This window comes from Desulfobacterales bacterium (assembly GCA_028704555.1).
In the GTDB taxonomy this organism is placed as follows: Bacteria; Desulfobacterota; Desulfobacteria; order Desulfobacterales; family JAQWFD01; genus JAQWFD01.
In genome coordinates, this window is record JAQWFD010000032.1 from 15,744 (window position 1) to 37,781 (window position 22,038).

Here is a 22,038-nt window from a genome sequence, read left to right on the forward strand (position 1 = left end):
ATGAGCTATAAAAATGATCGAGTGGCAGGAATCGGAATTTTGCTTGTCGGCCTTCTGGCATGGAGCACTATGTTTACAGGCTGCATCGCTCCGCAGCATGTAAAAACCGGCGAGCGACTGATTGACCCGTCGTCATCCTCCAAAGTTATCAAGGGTATCTGTTCGGTGCTGAATCCGGATTCAATCGATATTTTGATTCAGGGAAACAAACTGCTTACGTATACCTCAATCAAACAACCCTTTCCCCGGGCGGTTGTTCTGTATTTTCCGGACACCGTGATAGACGGAATCGATATTTCAGAACTTCCGGAAAATGATATTATTTCAGGCATTCATGCAACCAAATTGGGGGAAAATGACAATACGTCACGAATTGAAATCGTATTGAAAAAAGACGCCGTATATGATGTGTCACGGGACGGCACAACGCTTGACCTCTCCTTTGCCAGATCCGCACAGCGCCAGATGGCCGGAGAGACAGAAAAAAAACCGGGCATTGCCCTTAATCCTGCCGAAGGCGTTACCGTTTCAAATCAAAATAAACCGCTTTCTGATGATAATCAGCTGCAGACCATAACCGTTGAGCGTCTGAACAGCGGTCTTAAAATTATGCTCAATGCCCGGAAGCCCGTTTTAGATTATAAATCTTTTACAATCAAAAGCGGCGAAGGAAAGCCCGCCCGAATCGTGTTTGATATATCCCGGCTTCAAAGCCCGTTTTCCGGAGAGCAGACCGTCGATGTCGACACACGATGGGTAAGACGAATCCGGCATTATGGCGATTCAGGCAATTTCAGACTGGTACTGGATACCTATGATCCATATCTGGGCGCTGCGGCCGTCCATCCGGTCGATGCCGGCCTTGAGATCTTTATTGGTACGGAAACAACGGTTTCAGATGCCGCTGCGGAAAAAATTGACTCCGGTCCGCTGAACGGGCTGGTTACAAGCCTCGAAGCCCGTCGGGAAAAAAATCAGACGCAAGCGCCAGTATGGATCAATCGCATAGATTTTTCCGCCGGTGATGAGGGGAAATCGACCCTTGTTATCGGAAGCACCCGTCCTGTTAATTATGAGATCAATAAAGTTTCGGACAAATTGCTTCAACTCAAATTGTATAATTCCAATCTTGCCGATTACCGTCAGCGTGCACTGATCACCACCCGGTTTGAAAGCGCGGTCGATCGAATTATCCCTATCCAGACGCCGGAGATGAAGAATGTTTCCATGGTGTCCATCGAGTTGAGAGAAGCGGTCCCTTATCATGTTGAGCAAACCGCCAGCCTTCTGAATGTCCATTTTGACGCATCCTCCATCCCTCCCAAGCCGTTTGAAGATGCCGGCCTGCCGGCATGGAAGCAGGTCGTCGCCCGGGTTGCCGATGACAGGCCGTTGCCGCCCCTGACAGAATCTGAACCGTCGGTCAACGCCGTTTCGAAAGGGAAAAAATACACCGGTGAAAAGATCGCTCTGGATTTTTATGATACCGATATCAAGAATGTATTCCGCATATTGATGGAGGTCAGCGGTAAGAATTTTGCGATTGATAAAGAGGTGTCAGGCAAGGTCACCTTGAGCCTGGACAAACCGGTTCCATGGGATCAGGTGATGGATTTGATCCTCAGGATGAATCAGCTGAATAGCGTCATGGAAGGCGATATTATCCGGATCGCCACCATTGCAACCCTTAAAAAAGAAGAAGATGCCAGAAGAGCCCGGCTTGCATCCGAGCAGAAAACAAAGGAACAGGTAAAAGCGGTGGAGCCTCTGGTAACAGAATATATTTCCGTCAATTATTCCACTGCCAATGATTTGATAAAGCATCTTGAGACAATCATTTCCAAAGATCGGGGATCGATCAGCGTTGATGAGCGCACCAATCAGATCGTCTTGACGGATGTGGCAGAAACGATCCGTAAAGCCAAAGAAATTGTCAATCATCTGGATATGGTTACCCCGCAGGTTATGATTGAAGCCCGGATCGTTGAGGCCAGTTCTGATATTGCAAAAGAAATCGGTACCTCATGGTCGGCAGATGGAGGAATCGAAAATACAGCGGATAACGCGGGCCTTGGTCCTCAAAGAGGCTTTGATACGCTGGGGGGAACTTACGGATGGAATCTGGCCATGAACCTTCCGCTTGTTGATGAAACAAAAGGGGGAAGCATTGGTGTGAATTTCAGCAGAATATTAGGTAGCCCACTTACAATCAGTGCTAAGCTCATGGCATTGGAAACAGAAAACGATATTAAGATAATTTCTGCCCCACGAATTATAACATTAGATAATAAAATGGCTAAAATAACGCAGGGCCTTGAATATCCCTATCAGGTTAAAGATGAGGATGGATCGATTTCTGTCGAATACAAGGATATCAATCTGACTCTTGAGGTTACTCCCCATATCACACCCGACAATCGAATCAATATGATTTTAAAAATTGAGAAAAATGATGTCGCCGGCGTGCTTTCAACAGGGGAACCATTTATCAGTATTAAAGAAGCTGAAACGGAGCTCCTGGTTGAAGATGGAGACACGTTGGTCATTGGTGGAATCATAAGATCTAAAACAGATGAAAGTAAAGACAGCGTGCCGGGACTATCCAAGGTGCCGGGATTCGGATGGTTGTTTAAATCCAATAGCGACAGTAATATCAAGGAAGAATTGTTGATTTTCATTACACCGCGGATAGTTAAGATGGAACAAAGGGCTTTGTAAGTTTTAAGATCACGCTGAGTGACATGTTGATGGCTTTGTAAAAAAAAGTTTAAAATAAGTAATGAAAGAAGAATTGAAAAGGAAATCTCATGAGGTTATTTCGGATTAATACGGAAGTATTTCTAATTGTGGTCTTAATTGTATTTTCTTTTTTATCGGCTGGTTGCGGATCGTCCGGATCGTCCGGATCAGGCGTGTCTGAAGTCGATTCATCAAGTATCACTCCGGATACAATTAATATTCTATCAACAGAAAATTTGTCTTCAGATTACATTAATCCCGGTGATTCATCAAATGTGTATGCAACCGTATATTCGGCAAACGGTAATACAATCGCCGGACAGTCCGTTTTGTTTACTCTGGATAATCCAACCTTAGGGTTTATCACCAGCAGTGCAGCGACCGATGGAAGTGGTGTGGCTGCCGCCACATTTACCGCAAGAAGCAGAACAGGACAAGTCCAAATCACCGCAACTGCAGGGACGATAGAAAACGATCAGGTTTTTACCATTAATATTATAGAAACTGCGGTGGCAAAGTCCATTGAATTAAGTGCAAGCCCCCAGGAACTTATCGTCCGGGGGACGTCCACCATCACCGCTACTGTAAAAGATGCCCAAGGGGCGCTGGTGCAAAACGGGACCACCGTAAACTTTGATGTCGAAAATACCGAATCCGGCACCATATCAGTAAGTGCCACCACAAACGGTGGAGTTGCAACCGCAACGTTTCAAGCTTCAGTTACTCCGGGAATCGCTACGATTGTGGCCTCTTCGGGAACCGCTTCCCGGACGATTCCGGTCACCGTATCTGACGCGCCGGCCACATCTATTGAATTTGATTCTGCCGACCCTCAGATCATAGCACTTCAGGGGACCGCAGGTGCCATGATATCGATTATAAAATTTATCGTTAAAGACAGCAATGGTGATCCGCTTTCCGGAGAAAATGTATCGATCCAGATGGCTGGACCGAATGGCGGTGAGTATATCGACCCGTCCGGGGATGGCACGCCAGATCAAATAGATGTATCTACCGATGCGGGCGGAATCGCCCAGGTGCAGTTGGTCAGTGGTACATATGCAGGGCCGGTTACCATCCGAGCCACCATCAACCCGTCAGGAATACCGATTACGGTCCAGGCCCCGGTCGTATCGATCGGGGGGGGCATGCCTTCCGCAAAATGGTTCAGCCTCTCGGCTGGCACATTCAATCTCCCGGGGTTTAAATATAATGATGAACAAACTCTGATCTCAGCCTATTTGGCGGATCGATTTGGAAATTATAATGTTCTTGATGGAACAGAGGTTTCATTTGCTTGTGAGGTTGGTCTGGCATTATTCTCAGGTGAGGCAACAAATGTCCAAGCACTCGTTACTGATGGTACGGCGACAGTTGTGGCCAGGACGCAACAACCGATTTATTCCGGTATTTCCGCTCCGGAGGATGTGGCCCCGCTTGCTTGGGAAACTGCTTTGCAGACTTATGTATTCAATACCTATGGGGTTTCAACGGGTAATCCCCGGGATGGGGTATGCGATATCCTCGTCTACACGAAAGGCGAGGAGCATTATGTCGATGGGAATATGAACGGCATGTATGACGCGGGAGAGTTTTTTATTGATACCGTTGAAGAGCCGTTTATCGATTATAACGGAAATGGGACATATGATGATGGAACCCTTCCCCTTGGAAATCCTGACCCCCAAGAAATATACATCGATGCGATAGATGATGGCGTCTGGACGGGTAAAAATGGTCAATGGGATTCTAATAAATTTATATTTGGCCATATGCCGATTTTGATCACCGGGTCACCGATTGTCTTGTTTCAAACCGTCGATGATGGTTTTTCTATTCCCGATGGCGGATCACAGACGTTTAAATTGTTGGTATGCGACCGGAATTTAAATACGTTAACATCCGGATCGAAATTAAGCGTCTCAAAAACCGCCGGAGCCGGAACTCTTTCCGGTAATAAGTCTTATCTTTATGCTGACACGAATGCCGTTGGGCCGGATGCTGTGGGCCAGCTTGGCTTGATTGAATATGAATTTATTCTATCGGACAGTGATTCAGGTGATACAGATGCAGCTGAAATTACAACAGTTGAAGCGAAAGTCACCTGGGACGGCGTTGTTTATACGGCGATTATTACTGGCACGGTCGATTAGGACAAGTAAAGCAGACGGTGTCTGATTATCAGATGTTCCTCAAAAAATATTAATTTATTTCAGAATATTACCAGTATTAGAGGGAATGTCGAAACGGGTAACTGCTTTGTCACTTGGGGGGTGGGGAATGGGAGAAAATTTATCGCCATCGGGCTAAAAATATCAGAAAAACTCCCATTCCGTCACAGTCGTGTCCGGTTAGGTTTTTGAATGTAACATGCTGAAAAAATGATCTTATAAAATATTCAATATATTCCTGCTTTCCATATGCCGATCGCGTCATTTTTTTAATCTGTCAGCGGCCCTGCCTCCAATATCAGATTCCGGGTTGATGGAAACCACTTTCCGGTAGGCGGAAACGGCCTTATTCCTGTCGCCTGCCAGTTCGTATGCCTCCCCGAGATCAAAATACAACTCCGGAAACTTTGGCGCCATGGTTACGGCAGCTTCCAGTCTATCAATTGCTTCTGGAATTTTTCCCATTTTAATATAGGTCTTTGCCAGGCTTTTCATCGCGATGACAAACTTGGGCTCAATTTTCAATGCTTCCAGATAATATTTTTCAGCCAGTCGATACTCTTTTTTGTTGTAATAGGCCCATCCTAAATTGAATAGGGGGAGATGGGGTGTGCCGTAGAGAAGATTGCCGGAAAGTTCCTTGAAAACTTCAATGGCCGCATCCCAGTGTTCTTGCGCCAGGTATACGGTGCCGAGGTTATTGCGGGCCGGGATATAATCCGGATTCAGCGCAATTGCTTTTTTGAAGCTTTCGATAGCCAACTCATGTCGTTTTTTCGCCATATAGACTATCCCCAGATCATAATGCAGAAAAGGATCGTCGGGGATTATCGGTTTCGCTTTTAAAAGCTCCCTCAACGCCGATGTGAAGTTGCCATCGGCCATATAGGCTTCGGCCAGATTTCTCGATGCCTCGCCCTGTTGTCGTAAAAGTACACGGTCAGGTCCGGAGGCGCAGGATAAAATCGTCAGCAGACAGATAATCATTAACAGGCAGCAGATATGGCGTTGTTTCATTTTTGTGATTCCTTTGACAGTATATAGCAGAAAATGCGTCTTTATCCTTTCACAGGCATCAGGGGCCGAGTAATCGCATCTGGCGCACCGCCCGTCAGCATGTTCATTGCTCTTTAAAATTTATGATGGTCCGTATAACGAATTTGGATGACATCCATGTGTTGTTCATTTAAAAATTGATGCAGATGCTTGTTGACCGTTTCAGCAGTTAACAGCATTTTACGCTTTTTTGAGTCTGAAACTAAAAAACCCGGGATCGTGATGGCCGTATTGTAAAGGGCCGGCCGTCTGGCGCCATAAAATATCGGGTCTTCGGTGAATTGCACCTCCATGGCGGAAATAAGTTTTGTGATAATCGATTGCAACGTATCGCCCGGCAGAATCTGAATGATCCGCATTCCGTTCTGTTGGATCGAGTCGATGGCGTCACCATATAAATTACCATAATCAACCAGGAGGCATCGGCCGTCACGGTCGGTGATGAGGTTGGAAATGGCGCTGATCTGGATTCCGGCGTATGGGAATGTGAACGTAACATTGGGATCATAGTCAGATCCCATGACCTCGGCTATCTGGCTGACGATGCTTTTCCGATCAGATGATGAAATGGTAATTCCTGCACTGGATGACTGTTGGCTATCAGTTGCAGGCGTTAGAGTATTGGGTTGAGTGCCTGGCAGTTTGTCCTGTACTTCGATCAGATGTTCTCTGAGGTATCGGCATAAGGAGTCGGGCGTACGCTGCTCGGGATGATCGATCAACGTGATGCAGATCCGGTCGCCGGTTATGTTGGTGTCCGGCATGGGTTGGCGAATGATCCAGCGTGCCGACACATCAATGTTTATATTGCCATCTGCAACGGTCAATTTGTTTTTGGCGACATCTGCATCCAGAGATTGAAAAATCGCATCCATCAGTTGCGCCACCGAAGGATTTGGGGCAATTTTGACGGTACTGACGTTTTTCCAGAAGGATTTAACGCAGTTTAGATCCAACGTCTCATTATTTCTGTCATCTGATTCGATAAACAGGAGCCGTCGGCCCTTTTCAAAATTCATGACCGGAAACCGGGAAAGATCCAGCTTGAAATCCTGACGCCCCTTTCTGGGGAAATAGGTCGTTCCGTTTTTGTCCAAGCGGGCATGCAGGATGGAGGCGGCCAGGTGATACGGCGTTTCGGGTGGATTCATTGGAGCGGCCGCGGAAATCGCCGGCGATGTTTTAAATTCGGCCGTTATGGTCCCCGTGGGGGGCAGCGGCCCGGCTTTTCCATGTTTCAGGCGGCTGACTGCATTTCCGGATGGGTCAAACAGCTCGGAATACCAGGGCCGATCCGTAAGGGATCGCTGGGGGATAAGCACAATCTGATTGAGGTAGATTTTATTGATATCGGTAATTTCAGGATTTATCTGTTTAAACAGCTTGATCCCTTCCCGGTATTGACGGGAGTTAAACGCTCCGAATTCATTTGAGATAAGGCGTGAGACATAATCGCCTTTTTTGATTTGACAGGTTTTAGAATAGGCTTTAATAATATCACATGCTTTGGATACGGTGACAAACGGCAGGGTTACTACTCCGGAGGCTTGTCCGGGCAGCATCCCGCTGGATAATATCTTCAGGGGGATATATACATCCTGGTCGGGCTGAATTTGATTGACGTCCGGAATATGCGGGTTGATACGCTGGAAAATAGCCAGGAACGCGGGGAAATCCGACTGGGAGATTTCCCCGCGTTCCCTGAACAGTTTCAGTACATAGTCATTTCTGCGTACCGTATACGCATCACACAGAATATCCCGCCCCCCGTCCTTTAGAACCACATAACTTTTATACGACAGTGCACGACTGTATGTAAATCCGGGTGAACCCGGGAAACAAAAAATGCATATGTGAACTAAACCGATGAATAACAGGGTGCGGCGGTTTGGCATCATAGAAAATTACACTTTTTTCAAATCCAGTTTTGAAGCGATATCATCCGATACCCGTTGAATAAATCGATCCATGGCCTCACCTGTCAGGGGTTTGCCGGGAGCCGGAACGTCCTTCAGATTTTTGGGATGGATTAATTCCGGGCGATTGATCAAGTGTGCCTTTGCAGTGATTCCAAATTCTTCCGGGAACGCGTTTTCAAAATACATCTGCTGAAACCCTGAAAATTTGAGTGCATGTGCCGTAGAATCGACAATCGCCGTTTCCCGGTCGGTAACGGTTCCGCGCTTTAACGCGCAAATAAGTCCGGCCAGCGATTCTCCTCCATGGGTACAGGCAATATGGCCGTTGCGGTTGGAAGTAATCTGCCAGTCCATGATGGATTGCTCTGAGACCTGCTCGAAGAATACATTCTGTCTGCCGGACAGGGTATTATACTGATCCACCAGATGGATGACCCGGGGCATTGAAACAGGATTTCCGATCATGGCCGCCTGAGCCGCGCTGGGTTTTACGGTGACGGGAATAAATTTTCGTCTGGATGCATCCGGCTCCAGATAATATCGGTAAACCGGATTGGCATGCTCGGACTGAACCCCGATGATCTTGGGGAGTGTGTTTATAATGCCGGCTTCGAAAAATTTCATGAAACCGTTCATCACCGCGGTAATATTGCCGGCATTACCGATGGGCAGAACCATGACTTTGTCTGCCATGTCATATTCAAAATTCTGTGCGATTTCATAGGCGTAGGATTCCTGCCCAAGGATGCGCCAGGAATTTTTGGAATTCAGCAGCGCCACATTGTAGTTTTCCGATAGCGCTTCGACAACTTTCATGCAATCGTCAAATACACCCGGGATTTCAAATACCCGCGCGCCACTGCCGAGGGGCTGGGAAAGCTGCTGGGGAGTAACTTTTTTGTGAGGAAGCAGTACCGCCGACTTGATGTGCGGCTGCAAATAGGCCGCATAAAGAGCAGCCGATGCAGAGGTGTCACCGGTAGAGGCACATACCGCCAGCACGTCGGATACAATTCCCTGCTGGATCAGGAAGTTGATATACGTCAATGCACTTGCCATTCCTCTGTCTTTAAATGACGCGCTTGGATTCTGTCCGTCATTTTTAAAATAAAACGGCATTCCGACCTGCTGCTGCAGCAAATCGTTTGCCTTGATGACCGGTGTATGGCCTTCTCCGAGGTAGATGACGGCCTCGAGCGGTATCACCGATCCGATAAATTCGTGATATCGGTAGATCCCCTTAAGCGCGGGGATATTTACCATTTTTCGGTAATCAAAAATTTGATGCCAGGTTTTTCCGGGAATCCGCTTTAACCGGTCAAAATTTTCATCATGGATGAGCAGCACCTGTCCACAGTGCGGACATATATAAAGCAGTTTTTCAATACCGTACTCGCGCCCGCAACCCAGACAGCGGTAAATCAGGGAGCCTTTGGGCTCCGGTATCAAATAAGGTTGAATATGTTCTGGAAAATCTTCAAATTTCATGTTTTATAAGTTCCATTCCCCCCATATAGGGTCTTAAGATTTTTGGTACAATGACCGATCCGTCGGCCTGCTGGCAGTTTTCAAGAATAGCCGCTACGGTGCGTCCGACCGCCAGTCCTGATCCGTTGAGTGTGTGAACCAGTTCGGTCCCTTTTTTCCCTTTTCGCTTAAATCGTATATTGGATCGCCTGGCCTGAAAATCTTCAAAATTGCTGCAGGATGAGATTTCTCTGTAAACGCCCTGAGCAGGCATCCATACTTCAATATCATATGTCTTGGCGGCTGAAAATCCCAGATCCCCGGTGCACAGGTTAACCACCTGGTAGGGGAGCTCCAGTTTCTGCAGAATGGTTTCCGCATTGATGAGAAGCTTTTCAAGCTCATCATAGGAGGTTTCAGGAACGCTGAATTTAACCAACTCAACTTTGTTAAACTGGTGCTGGCGGATCAGCCCGCGGGTGTCCTTTCCGTATGACCCGGCTTCGGAACGAAAGCAGGGGGTATAGGCAGTGTATAAAATCGGCAGTTTATCCTCATCCAATATTTCGTTATAATGGATATTGGTGACAGGAACTTCCGCCGTCGGGATCAGGAAATAATCCAACCCCTCCAGTTTAAAAAGATCTTCCTCAAATTTCGGAAGCTGTCCGGTATGCGTCATGCTGTCCCGGTTTACGATAAACGGCGGGAGAACCTCTTTATAACCGTGTTCGGTTGTATGGGTATCGAGCATCAGATTGATCAGGGCTCTTTCCATTCGGGCGCCGGCCCCGAAATAGAGTGGAAATCGGGCGCCGGTAATTCGGGCTGCCCGTTCAAAATCAAGAATTTGTAATGATTCGCCCAATGTCCAGTGGGGCAGGGGATCGTAATCGAAGACCGGAGGGTCCCCGACCTTCCGGACGACCGGGTTGTCTTCACTGCTTTTGCCAATGGGAACAGATCGGTGAGGAATATTGGGCAGTTGCATCAGAATGGCATTGGTTTTTTCGTCATATTCCGACAGTGACTTGTCCAGTTCTTTGATTTTTGTGGACACTTCGCGCATTTGTGACATCAGATCTTCAGCGTCTTCACCGGTTTTTTTCATCCGGGCGATCTGATCCGATACGACATTTCGATTGTGTCTCAAATCCTCAATTTCAACCAATATCGATCTGCGCTGGTTATCGCAATGAATAAAGGTGTCGAGGGCAGCAATTTCTCCCCGTGTTGAAAGCGATTTTTGGACTTCCATTAGATTCTGTCTGACGTACTTGATTTCCAGCATAACAGTTCCTATTTTTAGTGAAAATTATAATTTGAAACGTTTATCCGGTTATGTTGCCCTGTCCTTTTTATGCATTCAGTGTCCGAATGAAAACCGCTGGCTATCTCTGGTTTTCGCATCGGACGAAAATTTAGATCCAGAGAATACGGAATACATTCAATCAGTTAAAGCTTTCGGCCGCTTTGAGCTTGTAAAAATTATCGGATGTTCGTTCAGACACTGTTTACAGCGTTGGAAATCAGGGGCATTGATTTCGACTAAATACGCTTAAAAAAGTACCATGTACGGTCAGTTGAGTCAATGATTATCGGAAGTTGACATTATTGTAATATTATGTATATCTTACAAGATTTGAAAATTAACTGCTACGGAGAAGAGATATGGATGAAATTCGGGAAAAAAAACAAAATTTACGAGACGAAGTAGCAAAAAAATTAGACGCGCTGTCAGAAAAAGAGCTGATAGAAAAGACAAGTCAAGTTGAAAAGCGGTTGCTTGAATTTGCCAATTTTCTGGAGGCTAACATTGTGTTGCTCTATATTAACAGTGCTCATGAGATCATGACAAAAAGAATTATTGAAAGGTGCTTTGCTTTAAATAAATTGGTCGTTCTTCCGGCATTCCGGTCTGAAAAACGACAAATAAAACTTTTCAAGGTGGATACGCTGGCCACCGATTTGAAGCCCGGCGTGAGGGGAATTCCGGAACCGGAACAGACCCTGTGTAAAGAAGTCCCCATCGATCGGATCGATATCGCTATCATTCCGGGGATCGTATTCGATGAAAAGGGAAGCAGACTCGGAAAAGGCGAAGGATATTATGACAGACTGATTCCAAAGTTGTCAATGACGACCCGAAAAGTATCATTAGCGTTTGAGAGCCAGATTGTAGACCAGGTGCCAATGGAATCTCATGATAAACAGGTTGATATCATTGTGACAGAAGAACGGGTAATCTACAAGATATAGCGGCTTCAATCATTTTATTCCGATTTTATCGAAAAAAGCGGTGTCATTTGAAAATATCCGAAAACCAGCTGCCCCTCGATTGATAATGGTTATAAATATCAGGGCAGTAAAATCTTTTCCAGTTTTTTGAGATTGGCCTCTTCTCCTACGGCTACAAGCGTATCGCCGGGGCGGAGGATGGTGTCAAATGAAGGATTGAACATCATGGTGTCGTCGTCTTTTTTAATGGCAATGATGATCAGATTGTAATTCTGGCGGATGCCAGAGGCTTTCAACATGACATCTGCCAGCGGTGAATGGGCACCGACCGGGAATTCCTCCATCTGGATGTCTTTGCGGTGATGGGTAAATGCCATATCCAGAAAGCTTGTCACCGTTGGGCGAAGGATCCGCTGTGCCATTCTGGCGGCACCGATATCGTACGGAAATTCCACCTGGTTTGCGCCGGCGGCGGTGAGCTTGGATTTTGAGGTGTGATGACTGGCTCTGGCCATAATATAAATGGACGGGTTCAGTTGCCGGGCGGTCAGAACCAGAAACACATTTTTCGTATCGGTTCCCAGTGCTGCGACAAGGCCTGCCGCCTGTTTAATTCCGGCTTTCAACAGTATGGATTCATCCGTGGCGTCACCGATTATATGCAGCAGGGTGTCTTTATCCAGTACCTCGGATATGGCCGCATCATTTTCGATGATAACGAGTTCTTTGTGCCGGGTTGTCATTTTTTTGCACAGCACCTGTCCGATACGTCCATATCCGCAAACGATATAATGACCTGACAGCTGCAGTATCTTTTTGTCCACGCGTCTTCTCCCGAGAATTTGTTGAATCCGTCCTTCAATCACAAATTGTACAACGGCCCCAAGAACATACATCGAAATGCCTACGCCGGTAAATATAAAAAAAATGGTAAAAATTTGTCCGGCTTTACTGACCTTGTGAATCTCTCCATATCCGACGGTCGTCAGTGTTATGACCGCCATATACAGTGAATCGATAAGATCCCATCCTTCAATGGCCATGTATCCGGCAGTTCCGATTGCGATTACCAGTATCATCAGTATTGAGACAATGATAAGGTGATGTGCACGATTCATATGGTTTCCTGATTTTTCATTGCGGTTTTTATAAAAAAATGCTTTTTATCCTGATCCAAGGGTTTGGTTTGCCCTGGCCCGGATTGGCAGTTTGACAGCATTGGGATTTTTTATTTTTTAATTATTTTTATCCGTCTGTTACAGGCTGAGTGGCGCTACGTTTGGATGCCGTGTGCTTTGTACCCTTGAGGAGATTATAAGATAAAAGCCGCTTGTCTTTTTCCTCAAAAGAAGTGCTCATCAGTCCGCCCGCAGTGCGCTGATTTAATGATATAATATATGGATAAAATTTAAAAACGGCAATCACTATCATTCGCGATGGAGTAACATTGTGTTGAAAAATCATGGAATATTCTATAGTGTGAAAAAAAGAAGGGGCCCGGATAAGACGGATAAAAGAGCCGGTCAGCCGGTTTCATCCCTGATAAAACAAAGGGGAGCTGTTTTTCTGTAAACCAGCTCTCTTATGGGCGGACTGAGACATCAGCCCGTCATCGCCCCACATTCTGGATCAGAATGAATCGCAAGCGCTGCCGACGGATTTTTTTGAAGTCCTGAGGGCATTATGAAAGCGGATTGTGCCGATGATGGCGGCGGCCATCGGATGATAATTCCGGCCCGCATGAATTGAGGAAACAACCATTATGAACTATGAACGCCTGTGCGAAGAGATGGTGAAACGGCAGCTGGAGCCACGAGGAATTAACGATCCGAATGTTCTGGCGGCATTCCGTAAAGTTCCGAGGCATCTGTTTGTAAGTGAAGCACTGATGGATCAGGCTTACGGGGATTATCCCCTGCCAATCGGTGAGCAGCAGACCATTTCCCAGCCCTATATTGTCGCCGAGATGACCCAGGCGCTGGAACTTACCAAAGATGATCGGGTGCTGGAAATCGGAACCGGTTCAGGATACCAGGCGGCAATTCTTGCTCAGATTGTATTTCGTGTCTATACGATCGAACGTATCCATCCTTTGCTTGTCAACGCGCGCAGGCTGTTCAGTGAATTGCGTTACCATAATATCGTGACCAAATATTCCGACGGCACAACCGGGTGGGAAGATGAGAGTCCGTTTGACGCTATCATTGTGACCGCAGGCGCTCCGGAAATTCCTCAGCCCCTGGTGAATCAGCTGGCGGACGGGGGACGTATGGTGATTCCCGTTGGAAATGAATATTCTCAGGAACTTATCAGAATCACCCGGGATGAAGACGGGATTCATACGAAAAATCTCGGGGGATGCCGGTTTGTAAAACTGGTGGGTGAGCATGGCTGGGAAGCGTAGATGCTGAGAAATCTCTATGACTGGATTTTGAAATGGGCCCAAACTCCATATGGAACATGGGCTCTTTTTATTCTTGCTTTCTGCGAGTCTTCTTTTTTTCCGATACCGCCCGATATATTATTGATAGCCATGGCAATCGCCGCTCCTGCCAGATCGTTTTCATATGCGCTGATCTGTTCCGTCGGTTCGGTTACCGGGGGGTGCCTGGGGTATTTTATTGGCTGGCAGTTTATGGCCGGTATCGGGGATCATATCATCCGCCTGTACGGATTGGCCGATAAATTCGATTATATTCAAGCCCTTTATATAAAATATGACGCGTGGGCCATCGCTGTTGCCGGCTTTACGCCGATCCCCTACAAGGTGTTTACGATTTCCGCCGGTGCGTTTGATATTAATTTTCTCGTATTTACAGTGGCTTCAGCGGTGTCCAGATCGGCAAGGTTTTTTTTGATCGGCGCGCTGATATACACCTTCGGTGCGAAAATACAGACCTTTATTGATAAATATTTCAATATGCTGGCTGTGGGAGTTACCGTGCTGATCGTGGCGGGGTTTGCACTGATCAAATATTTGTTTTAACCCGACATGTCCCCGGTTTGCATGCCAGTGTCCGGCAAGACCCTTATGGGTTGATTTGATGACAGATAAAGTCAATAAATGTTTCACAAAGCGGGGGCAGGCTGCGATGTTTGTGCCGGGTGATATAAAAAAACTGTTTTAAATTCAAATCGGAAATAGAAACCGCATTAAGGCTGCCCGTCTGCAGATCTTCTGCAACCGCCAGAGAAGACAGGATTGAAAGGCCCAGATGATTTTTGATGCCCTGCCGGATTGCCTCCGTACTGCCCAGCTCTGCGCTGATATTAAAGTGATCGATACCATATCCAATATGAGAAAGACTGAACTGAAGTGAGGCCAGAGTGCCGGAGCCACGTTCGCGGACGATAAAGGGTTCCTTGAAGATGTGTTTTAAAGCGATGCTTTTTTTCCCCGCCCACTTGTGATCGGAAGGAACGATAAGCTGCATTTCATCTTCAATCAGCAGCTCCTGATGGATGCTTTTATTGCCGGTCCGGGCGCCGACAATACCGAAATCCAGATTGCCGGCCAGAATTTCGTGAATGATGCTTTCCGTATCTGCGATTTGTATGGATAGGGTGACGTCGGGATAACTTGTCTTGAATGCGCCCATTAATCTGGGAAGGACATAAACACCGGGGATCGTACTTCCCCCGATTGTCAGATGCCCTTTGATGGTTCCATGGAATTCAGACAGAGCGGTTTCTGTCTGTTTTTTTAAAGCAATGATCCGGCACGCGTAACCGTAGAGGAGTTTGCCTGCCTGAGTCGGGACCGCTTCTTTGGATAGCCGGTCGATGAGCCGGCATGAAAAATGTTCTTCCAGATCCTTGATGTGGCTGCTGACGGTCGGCTGGGAAAGACAGACGGCTTTTGCCGCATTGGAAAAGCTTTTCAATTCGACTACCTTACAAAATATCGATAATTGCCAAATATCCATATCAGTCGGATTCTTTCATTGCCGCAAATTTTTCTTTCAACCGTTGATTCACGACCTGCGGAACCATCCGGCTGATGTCTCCCCCAAACCGGGCAGCTTCTTTGATAATAGAAGAACTGGTGAAGATCCATTGAAGTCCGGTCATCAGGAACACGGTTTGAATCTCCCGGTTCAGCCTTCGGTTCATGAGCGACATCTGAAATTCAAGTTCAAAATCGGATACAGCCCTCATACCTCTGAGAATGGCATGGGCGTTTCGTTTGACAGCATAATCCACCAGCAGACCGTCAAAGGCGGCCACCTCGACGTCTGGATATTTTTTCAGGCTGAGTTCCATCAGTTCCAGGCGTTCGTCTACGCTGAAAAGCGTCTGCTTGGCCGGATTGTGAAGAATGGTCACGATGATCCTGTCAAATAATTTTAACCCTCTTCTGACAATGTCAATATGTCCGTTGGTGACAGGGTCGAACGAACCGGGATAGATCGCTGTTCTCTGCATGGGCTCCGCTTTCCTGTATAATCCCGGCATCGAACGGATGCCGGGGTGTCATCGTTATTGATAGGTCAAAAAAGTGACCCGCGTATGGCCGTATTTTCTCTGATCGTCACATGTGTACATGGTTAAATCCTCCGGAACCGTCTCCAGAGGGCTGTGCTCCACCACGATCCGGCAACCGGCTGTGAGCAGCCTGCTCAGATGAAGATGGTACAGCGCCGGCCTGAGAAGACCTCGATTATATGGCGGATCCATTAATACCAGATCAAACTCTTTTTGTAAGGATGCCAGACAGTGCAGATTTTTGCTGATATCCCATCTGACGACAGTTGATTGCTTTTCAAGCGCGCAGGATTCGATGTTTCGTTTGATTATAGACAATGCAGCGGTATTGTTATCGATGAACACCGCATGATCGGCTCCCCGGCTCAGAGATTCGATTCCAAGCGCCCCTGTTCCGGAAAACAGGTCCAGTACCGTTCTGTTATGGATTTGTCCGTATAAAATATTGAAAATAGACTCCCTCAGACGGTCTGCCGTCGGTCTGACATCTGTGCCCCGAACCGAATAAAGTGTTTTGCCTCTCAGATTTCCCGCGATGACTCTCAAAGCAACATCCTTATAACCTGTTCGTCAAACAGGCGATTGGCGTTTTAACCTGTTGACATAGGCGTATAAATAATTTTTTTCGATACCTGAAACAGCGGCGGTTTTTTCGATGTTATGCTGATGCTGCTCAAGTTTCCTCCGAATGAATTCTTTTTCAAACAAGGCTTTGGCTTCATCGAGTTTATCAACGGAAAAGAGCCTGTCTTCGATGGAATCATTTAAACGCCGGTCAATCGGGTTGTAGGGCGTCGGGATGTCAGACTCGTCAATGATGGCGGTGGTGACCATCAGGGTTAACCGTTCAACAAGGTTCTTCAGTTCCCGGATATTCCCGGGCCAGTCGTAGCGGCGGAGCATTTGAACCGCCCCTGGTGATATGGTCTTTTTTTGAGATGGAAGCCGTATGGCCGATTCATCAAGAAACAGGTTGATCAGCAGTGGAAGATCATCGAGTCGATGTCTCAGTGGCGGAACTTCGATCGGTATGACATTGAGACGATAATACAGATCTTCCCGGAACGATCCTTTTTCGATTTCTTTTTCCAGATTTTTGTTCGTCGAGGCGATGACCCGGATATCTGCGTTAAAGGTTCGTGTGCCGCCCAGCCGTTGGAATTTGCGTTCTTCCAGCACCCGGAGGATTTTGCCCTGGGTTCTCAGGCTCATATCTGCGATTTCGTCAAAAAAAATGGTTCCTTTGGAAGCCAGTTCAAATTTTCCGATGTTTTTAGCGGCAGCGCCGGGGAATGCCCCTCTTTCATGACCGAAGAGTTCACTTTCGATGTGCTCATCCGGAATCATGGCGCAATGAATATCAATCATTGGATGCTCTGAACGGCGGCTGAACTGGTGAATTGTTCTGGCGACCAGTTCTTTGCCGGTTCCGTTTTCGCCGCTGATCAGAATACCCTCATCCGTGGGTGCAACCAGCGCGATCTGTTTTTTCAGTTCAATAATCGGTTGACTGTTTCCGGTTATCGAATGTTTTTCAATCATTTTTTTTCGTAAATAGTGGTTTTCTTCCTCAAGCCGCCTGAAATTCAGGGCATTGTTGATGGAGACGATGGTTTTATCGATAGAAAGCGGTTTTTCAATGAAGTCATAAGCGCCTATTTTTGATGACTTTACAGCGGTTTCAATGGTGCCGTGACCTGTAATCATGATGACCGGGATATGCGGATTGATTTTCCGGATTTCTTTTAACGTGTCAATGCCGTCAATACCCGGCATCCATATATCCAGTAAAACAAGATCAGGGGATTCCATTTCTATCGTTTTCAATGCTTCATATCCGTTAGAGGCTGTAGAGACCTCAAAGCCTTCATCCGAGAGAAGCCCGCTTAACGATTGCAGGATCGACGGTTCATCGTCAACAATCAAAATAGAAGGAAACATCAGTCATTCCTTTGTATGGTGTTGGATGGATCCGAGAAATTAATGATAAATATCATAATGTGCTTTTTCAACCAAGAGCTGAATTGGTTTTAATCAAAAAATCATGTCGGCAGTTCAATGATGAATTTTGCCCCGCGCGGCTGGTTGTCCTGAACCCGGATCATTCCGTTGTGATCGGTAATAATCGTATTGACGATGGTCAGGCCCAGCCCCATACCGGATGATTTTGTCGAAAAATACGGCTCAAATAACCGGGTCTTCAGCTCATCGGTTATACCGGGGCCGTTATCGGCGATTTCCACCCGAATCAGGTTCAGAATCGGATCGTGAGACAGAGAGATCATAACACAGCCCTGTTCTTTCAGCGCGCTGACGGCATTATCAATCAGATTGATAAAGACCTGCTTGATCTGTTTTCGGTCAATTTTCAGTTCAGGTATCTGGTCTGGCAAGTGAAAGTCAAAATGAATGTCAGGATGCCCTTCTTTATAAAGGGCAATGGTTTCGTTGATAATGGGTGGCAGCTGGCAGCTGAGGGGGGAGGCCGTGGGGAATCTGGCAAAGGCGGAAAATTCATTGACGATGTTACGAATCAAGTCCACATGATCTATGATCATTTGAGTACACTCGTCAAACACTTTTTCATTAAGGCTCCCTGAATACTTTCGTTGGAGCCGCTGTGCCGAGAGCGAGATCGGTGTTAACGGATTTTTTACTTCGTGAGCGATGCGGCGGGCCACTTCGCGCCAGGCTGCCATTCGCTGGGCTTTTTCCAGCTCGGTCAGATCGTCAAACACCATTACGATGCCGATATGATTGCCCATATCGTTTTTCAGGGCATTGACATGCACCAGAAAGCTTCTGGGCCGTCCATTGATTTTAAGTTTAAGGGGGCGTTCCACGGCATCGGATCTGGAAACGCTGAGCGTTTCAATCAATTCGTCCGTCATGTCCAAAAAATGGGTTTTTAACAGATTTTTATAGCTTTTGTTGAGAATCTCCGAGGATTTAAGGGTCAGCATTTTTTCGGCTGATGTGTTGATGGTGGTAATGATGCCGTTAGCATTCAGCGTGATGACCCCGGCAGAGACGTTTTTCAGTACAATTTCCATATACTGTCGTCGTTCCTCGATTTCCGCATTCTGTTCCTGAAGTTTGTGGGCGGACAGCTGCAGCTGCTCACGGCTGTTTCTCAGATCCCGGGTCATTTTGTTAAATGATTCAACCAGCGTTCCGATTTCATCATCGGCAACCCGGCTGATGCTGACACTCAGATCGCCTTCGGCCACTCTCCGGGTTCCTTCTGCCAGTTCCATTAATGGGATGCTGATGGTTTTGGCCAGGTAAAAGCCGAACCATATGGCACAGAAAACAACCAGAAGCCCGACAATGGACAATGTAATATAATACGTCACCTGTATGGGCTTTTTCATCAGTTTGATCTGCTGATATTGCTCCACGCCTCTTGATATGGATGCCATGTGTGCGGATAGATCCGGTGGAATCAGTACGGAGAGCACGACAAATGCATTGGCTTGAGCGTGCGGTTCTCCAAACGGCACGGTTCCGATGGTCCGGATGAGCTCGCCGGAGTCAACGGCCTGGGAAATGGATCTGACAGGCATTTTTTCCGGATTTTTACGAAGGCTATCTCTTGAGACAGGTTCAATCGTTTGCTGTTCCAGCTGGGGAGAAACAGACAGGCTGATGCGGTTATAATTCTGGGCGTATACTTCTACGGCATGAATGTTAAATGACCGTTGAGCTACCTGAATATAATGAGACAGCTCGTCGAGTTTTTCAGGCGCCAGATAATTTTTGGTCTGGATTTGACAGGCAATCTGTTCCAGAAAAAAACGGTTGTTTTCTTCTGTGTACGAATACAGACGTCGGCCGACATTTATTGAATTTTCAAGTGCCTGTTCAACGGGTACGTTAAACCAGAAGGCGATGCTGGATGTGATGAAATTGATGGAAAAGAAAAAAAGAATGACTGCCGGCAGGAGGGTCAGGGATATAAACGTCACCACAAGGCGGGTGCGGAGCTTCGCCCCCATTACATTGCGCTTTCTGTCATACAGGAGTTTGACCAAATTCCTGAATACGAGAAAAATCAATAAAAGCAATAAAAGCAGATTGATGTTGATTAAAACAAACATCAGAATCGTATTTGAAACGGGAAAGTCCGCGCCAAAGTGGATGACTCTGTTTTCGGCAAAGGTAAGCGCGGTAACCACTGCGATAATGGCAATGATTATTATACATTCGCGTTTTCTACGTCTGCGGTCAGCTTCTGAAATTTCAGACAGTGATTGTAAGAGCGGAGTTTTGGGAATCATAACGGTATACCTGTATGGTTAATAAATAAAGTCGATGGTATACCAATCAGTTTTAAAATCCCATAATGACATGAAAAATAAAATATGGTGAAGATAAAAAGGAAGGGTGCGTTTGCTCAGTTCGGCTTTTGCCCGGATTTGATACTGCCGCCCTTTTTCCAGATTATTCAGAGAGATGATCCGTAAGCTGTCGATTTCGGTCATCAGTTTTCGGGCTTCGGTAAATGAATCGGTGATGGCGGGGTTATTCGTGTCCCAGGAGCGGGTGATAACAAAATTTTTTTTCAGCGTATTGTATTTGATCGTGTGGCTGACCTCGATATCGGCAATACGCTTGTCAAGCCAGAATCCACGGGTCTGGTACAGGTTTATGAAAAATGAGAATGTGGTGGGGACGCCGCTGAAAATCGCTGTTTTTATTTTTTCCCTGAATGCCCCCTCCACGTTCAGATAGACGAGAAGATCATCCCGGGTGTTTGTCACGATAATATCGGCCAGCCTGGCATCCTGTGCAAAAGCGGTTACCTGTAAAAAAATCAGCAGCCCCGCTATCAACATTGCAATGGTTCGATGTGTCTTTTTTATCATAATAAATCGTCGGTGCAAATTCAGTAAGGCCATATCAATGGCAGCTAAAACCGGTTCAGGCATCTGACTGTGATGCTGCAGAAAATCCTCATGGAACATTCAGCCGTTCTTATTGTTATACGATATGCTTCAGGTTCATAGCGAAAGCCCCCTCAAATGGCAAGATGTTTTGTTGCGCAACTGCCCGGTTCACTGAGTTTATGAAGACACGACGTTTCCCATGACCCCTTCTGATTGAAAAACTGCTTAAGGAATTCGTGGTTGAAAAAATGTCCGGATCGCGTTGCCACCACATGTCCTAAAATGGGCATTCCCAGGAGAGAAAAATCCCCTATGCAGTCGAGAATCTTGTGCCTCACGAATTCATCCGGAAATCTCAGCCCATCCGGATTGAGGATATTATGCTTGTCGATCACTATCGCGTTATCCAGTGCCCCTCCCCGCGCAAATCCATATTTTTTCAGATATTCTAGTTCATGAAGAAACCCGAATGTCCTGGCTCCGGCAATTTCGTTTTCAAACGTTTTTTCAGTGACATCGATTGTAAGGGACTGTTGATTGATCAGGGGATGTTTAAAATCGATGTTGCAGGTAATTTTATAAATGGGTGACGGATAAATAACGACGCTCCTGTCCCCCTGATGCAATGCGATGGTTTTTTTAACAATAAAAAAATATCTTGGCGCTTCCTGCTCAATAACGCCTGCCTGTCTGATCATGGATACAAACGGGGCGGCGCTTCCATCCATGATGGGCAACTCATAGTCATTGACTTCAACATGCGCGTTGTCGATCGAGAACGCGGAAAACGTGGCCATGATATGTTCGATAGTGGATATGATAACACCGTCATATCCGATAACCGTGGCGAGGCTGGTGTCCACGACCTTATTAAAATGAGCAGCTATTTCCGGTCTGCCCGGAAGATCGGTTCGGATAAACTTGATGCCATGGTTAACGGGTGCCGGTTTGATTGTCAGGCTGACCTCTCTGCCTGAGTGGACGCCTATTCCTGAACAGGTGGCCGGTCTGGAAATCGTTCGCTGCCGTAAATATATACTCATGGGTAATGTATCCTCTTCAGGGACCAGAATC

At 46.6% G+C, this 22,038-nt stretch carries 17 protein-coding genes; 5 read left to right on the forward strand and 12 right to left on the reverse strand.

The genetic code is table 11. The features are described from left to right. Both pilQ and PHQ97_11870 read left to right on the forward strand, forming a co-directional pair. Complete coding sequence (pilQ, locus tag PHQ97_11865) at positions 1 to 2,718, forward strand: type IV pilus secretin PilQ (GenBank protein ID MDD4393427.1); 2,718 nt, start codon at positions 1 to 3, stop codon at positions 2,716 to 2,718. An 89-nt stretch (positions 2,719 to 2,807) separates the two neighbouring features. Beyond that, positions 2,808 to 4,892, forward strand: coding sequence for a hypothetical protein (locus tag PHQ97_11870; GenBank protein ID MDD4393428.1), 2,085 nt, complete (start codon positions 2,808 to 2,810; stop codon positions 4,890 to 4,892). A 279-nt stretch (positions 4,893 to 5,171) separates the two neighbouring features. On the opposite strand, the gene PHQ97_11875 is transcribed toward PHQ97_11870, so the two are convergent. The 4 genes from PHQ97_11875 to serS all read right to left on the reverse strand — a co-directional run bounded on the left by PHQ97_11875 (position 5,172) and on the right by serS (position 10,643). Continuing rightward, positions 5,172 to 5,927, reverse strand: coding sequence for a tetratricopeptide repeat protein (locus PHQ97_11875; GenBank protein MDD4393429.1), 756 nt, complete (start codon positions 5,925 to 5,927; stop codon positions 5,172 to 5,174). A 113-nt stretch (positions 5,928 to 6,040) separates the two neighbouring features. Then, positions 6,041 to 7,750, reverse strand: a complete 1,710-nt coding sequence (locus PHQ97_11880) for a hypothetical protein (protein MDD4393430.1) — start codon at positions 7,748 to 7,750, stop codon at positions 6,041 to 6,043. 120 nt (positions 7,751 to 7,870) lie between these two features. Next, positions 7,871 to 9,373, reverse strand: coding sequence for a threonine synthase (thrC, locus tag PHQ97_11885; protein MDD4393431.1), 1,503 nt, complete (start codon positions 9,371 to 9,373; stop codon positions 7,871 to 7,873). Continuing rightward, positions 9,363 to 10,643, reverse strand: a complete 1,281-nt coding sequence (gene serS, locus PHQ97_11890; protein MDD4393432.1) for a serine--tRNA ligase — start codon at positions 10,641 to 10,643, stop codon at positions 9,363 to 9,365. Before serS ends, thrC begins: the two co-directional genes overlap by 11 nt. A gap of 380 nt (positions 10,644 to 11,023) precedes the next feature. On the opposite strand from serS, the gene PHQ97_11895 reads away from it, so the two are divergent. Beyond that, entirely contained in the window at positions 11,024 to 11,611 is a 588-nt protein-coding gene (locus tag PHQ97_11895; GenBank protein MDD4393433.1) for a 5-formyltetrahydrofolate cyclo-ligase, read from the forward strand. Positions 11,612 to 11,709: 98 nt separating this feature from the next. Here the strand turns inward: PHQ97_11895 and PHQ97_11900 are convergent, their stop codons facing one another. Next, a complete protein-coding gene (locus tag PHQ97_11900; GenBank protein ID MDD4393434.1) occupies positions 11,710 to 12,708 on the reverse strand; it encodes an NAD-binding protein in 999 nt (332 codons plus the stop codon). Between the two features lie 644 nt (positions 12,709 to 13,352). On the opposite strand from PHQ97_11900, the gene PHQ97_11905 reads away from it, so the two are divergent. After that, positions 13,353 to 13,994 carry a protein-L-isoaspartate(D-aspartate) O-methyltransferase gene (locus tag PHQ97_11905; GenBank protein ID MDD4393435.1) on the forward strand — a complete coding sequence of 214 codons (642 nt, stop codon included), beginning with the start codon at positions 13,353 to 13,355 and terminating at the stop codon, positions 13,992 to 13,994. Continuing rightward, positions 13,995 to 14,576 carry a DedA family protein gene (locus PHQ97_11910; GenBank protein MDD4393436.1) on the forward strand — a complete coding sequence of 194 codons (582 nt, stop codon included), beginning with the start codon at positions 13,995 to 13,997 and terminating at the stop codon, positions 14,574 to 14,576. A 43-nt stretch (positions 14,577 to 14,619) separates the two neighbouring features. On the opposite strand, the gene PHQ97_11915 is transcribed toward PHQ97_11910, so the two are convergent. The 7 genes from PHQ97_11915 to lpxC form a co-directional block, all read right to left on the reverse strand. Beyond that, positions 14,620 to 15,516, reverse strand: a complete 897-nt coding sequence (locus tag PHQ97_11915; GenBank protein MDD4393437.1) for a selenium metabolism-associated LysR family transcriptional regulator — start codon at positions 15,514 to 15,516, stop codon at positions 14,620 to 14,622. Between the two features lies 1 nt (position 15,517). Further along, the gene (coaD, locus tag PHQ97_11920; protein ID MDD4393438.1) at positions 15,518 to 16,015 is read right to left on the reverse strand and encodes a pantetheine-phosphate adenylyltransferase; all 498 of its coding nucleotides are present in this window, start codon (positions 16,013 to 16,015) and stop codon (positions 15,518 to 15,520) included. A 54-nt stretch (positions 16,016 to 16,069) separates the two neighbouring features. Further along, entirely contained in the window at positions 16,070 to 16,621 is a 552-nt protein-coding gene (rsmD, locus tag PHQ97_11925) for a 16S rRNA (guanine(966)-N(2))-methyltransferase RsmD (protein ID MDD4393439.1), read from the reverse strand. A 24-nt stretch (positions 16,622 to 16,645) separates the two neighbouring features. Beyond that, positions 16,646 to 18,016 carry a sigma-54 dependent transcriptional regulator gene (locus PHQ97_11930; GenBank protein ID MDD4393440.1) on the reverse strand — a complete coding sequence of 457 codons (1,371 nt, stop codon included), beginning with the start codon at positions 18,014 to 18,016 and terminating at the stop codon, positions 16,646 to 16,648. 101 nt (positions 18,017 to 18,117) lie between these two features. Then, a complete protein-coding gene (locus tag PHQ97_11935; protein ID MDD4393441.1) occupies positions 18,118 to 20,355 on the reverse strand; it encodes an ATP-binding protein in 2,238 nt (745 codons plus the stop codon). Positions 20,356 to 20,373: 18 nt separating this feature from the next. Continuing rightward, positions 20,374 to 20,943 carry a DUF4390 domain-containing protein gene (locus tag PHQ97_11940; protein ID MDD4393442.1) on the reverse strand — a complete coding sequence of 190 codons (570 nt, stop codon included), beginning with the start codon at positions 20,941 to 20,943 and terminating at the stop codon, positions 20,374 to 20,376. 152 nt (positions 20,944 to 21,095) lie between these two features. Continuing rightward, positions 21,096 to 22,007 carry a UDP-3-O-acyl-N-acetylglucosamine deacetylase gene (gene lpxC / locus PHQ97_11945; protein MDD4393443.1) on the reverse strand — a complete coding sequence of 304 codons (912 nt, stop codon included), beginning with the start codon at positions 22,005 to 22,007 and terminating at the stop codon, positions 21,096 to 21,098. Positions 22,008 to 22,038 lie beyond the last annotated feature (31 nt).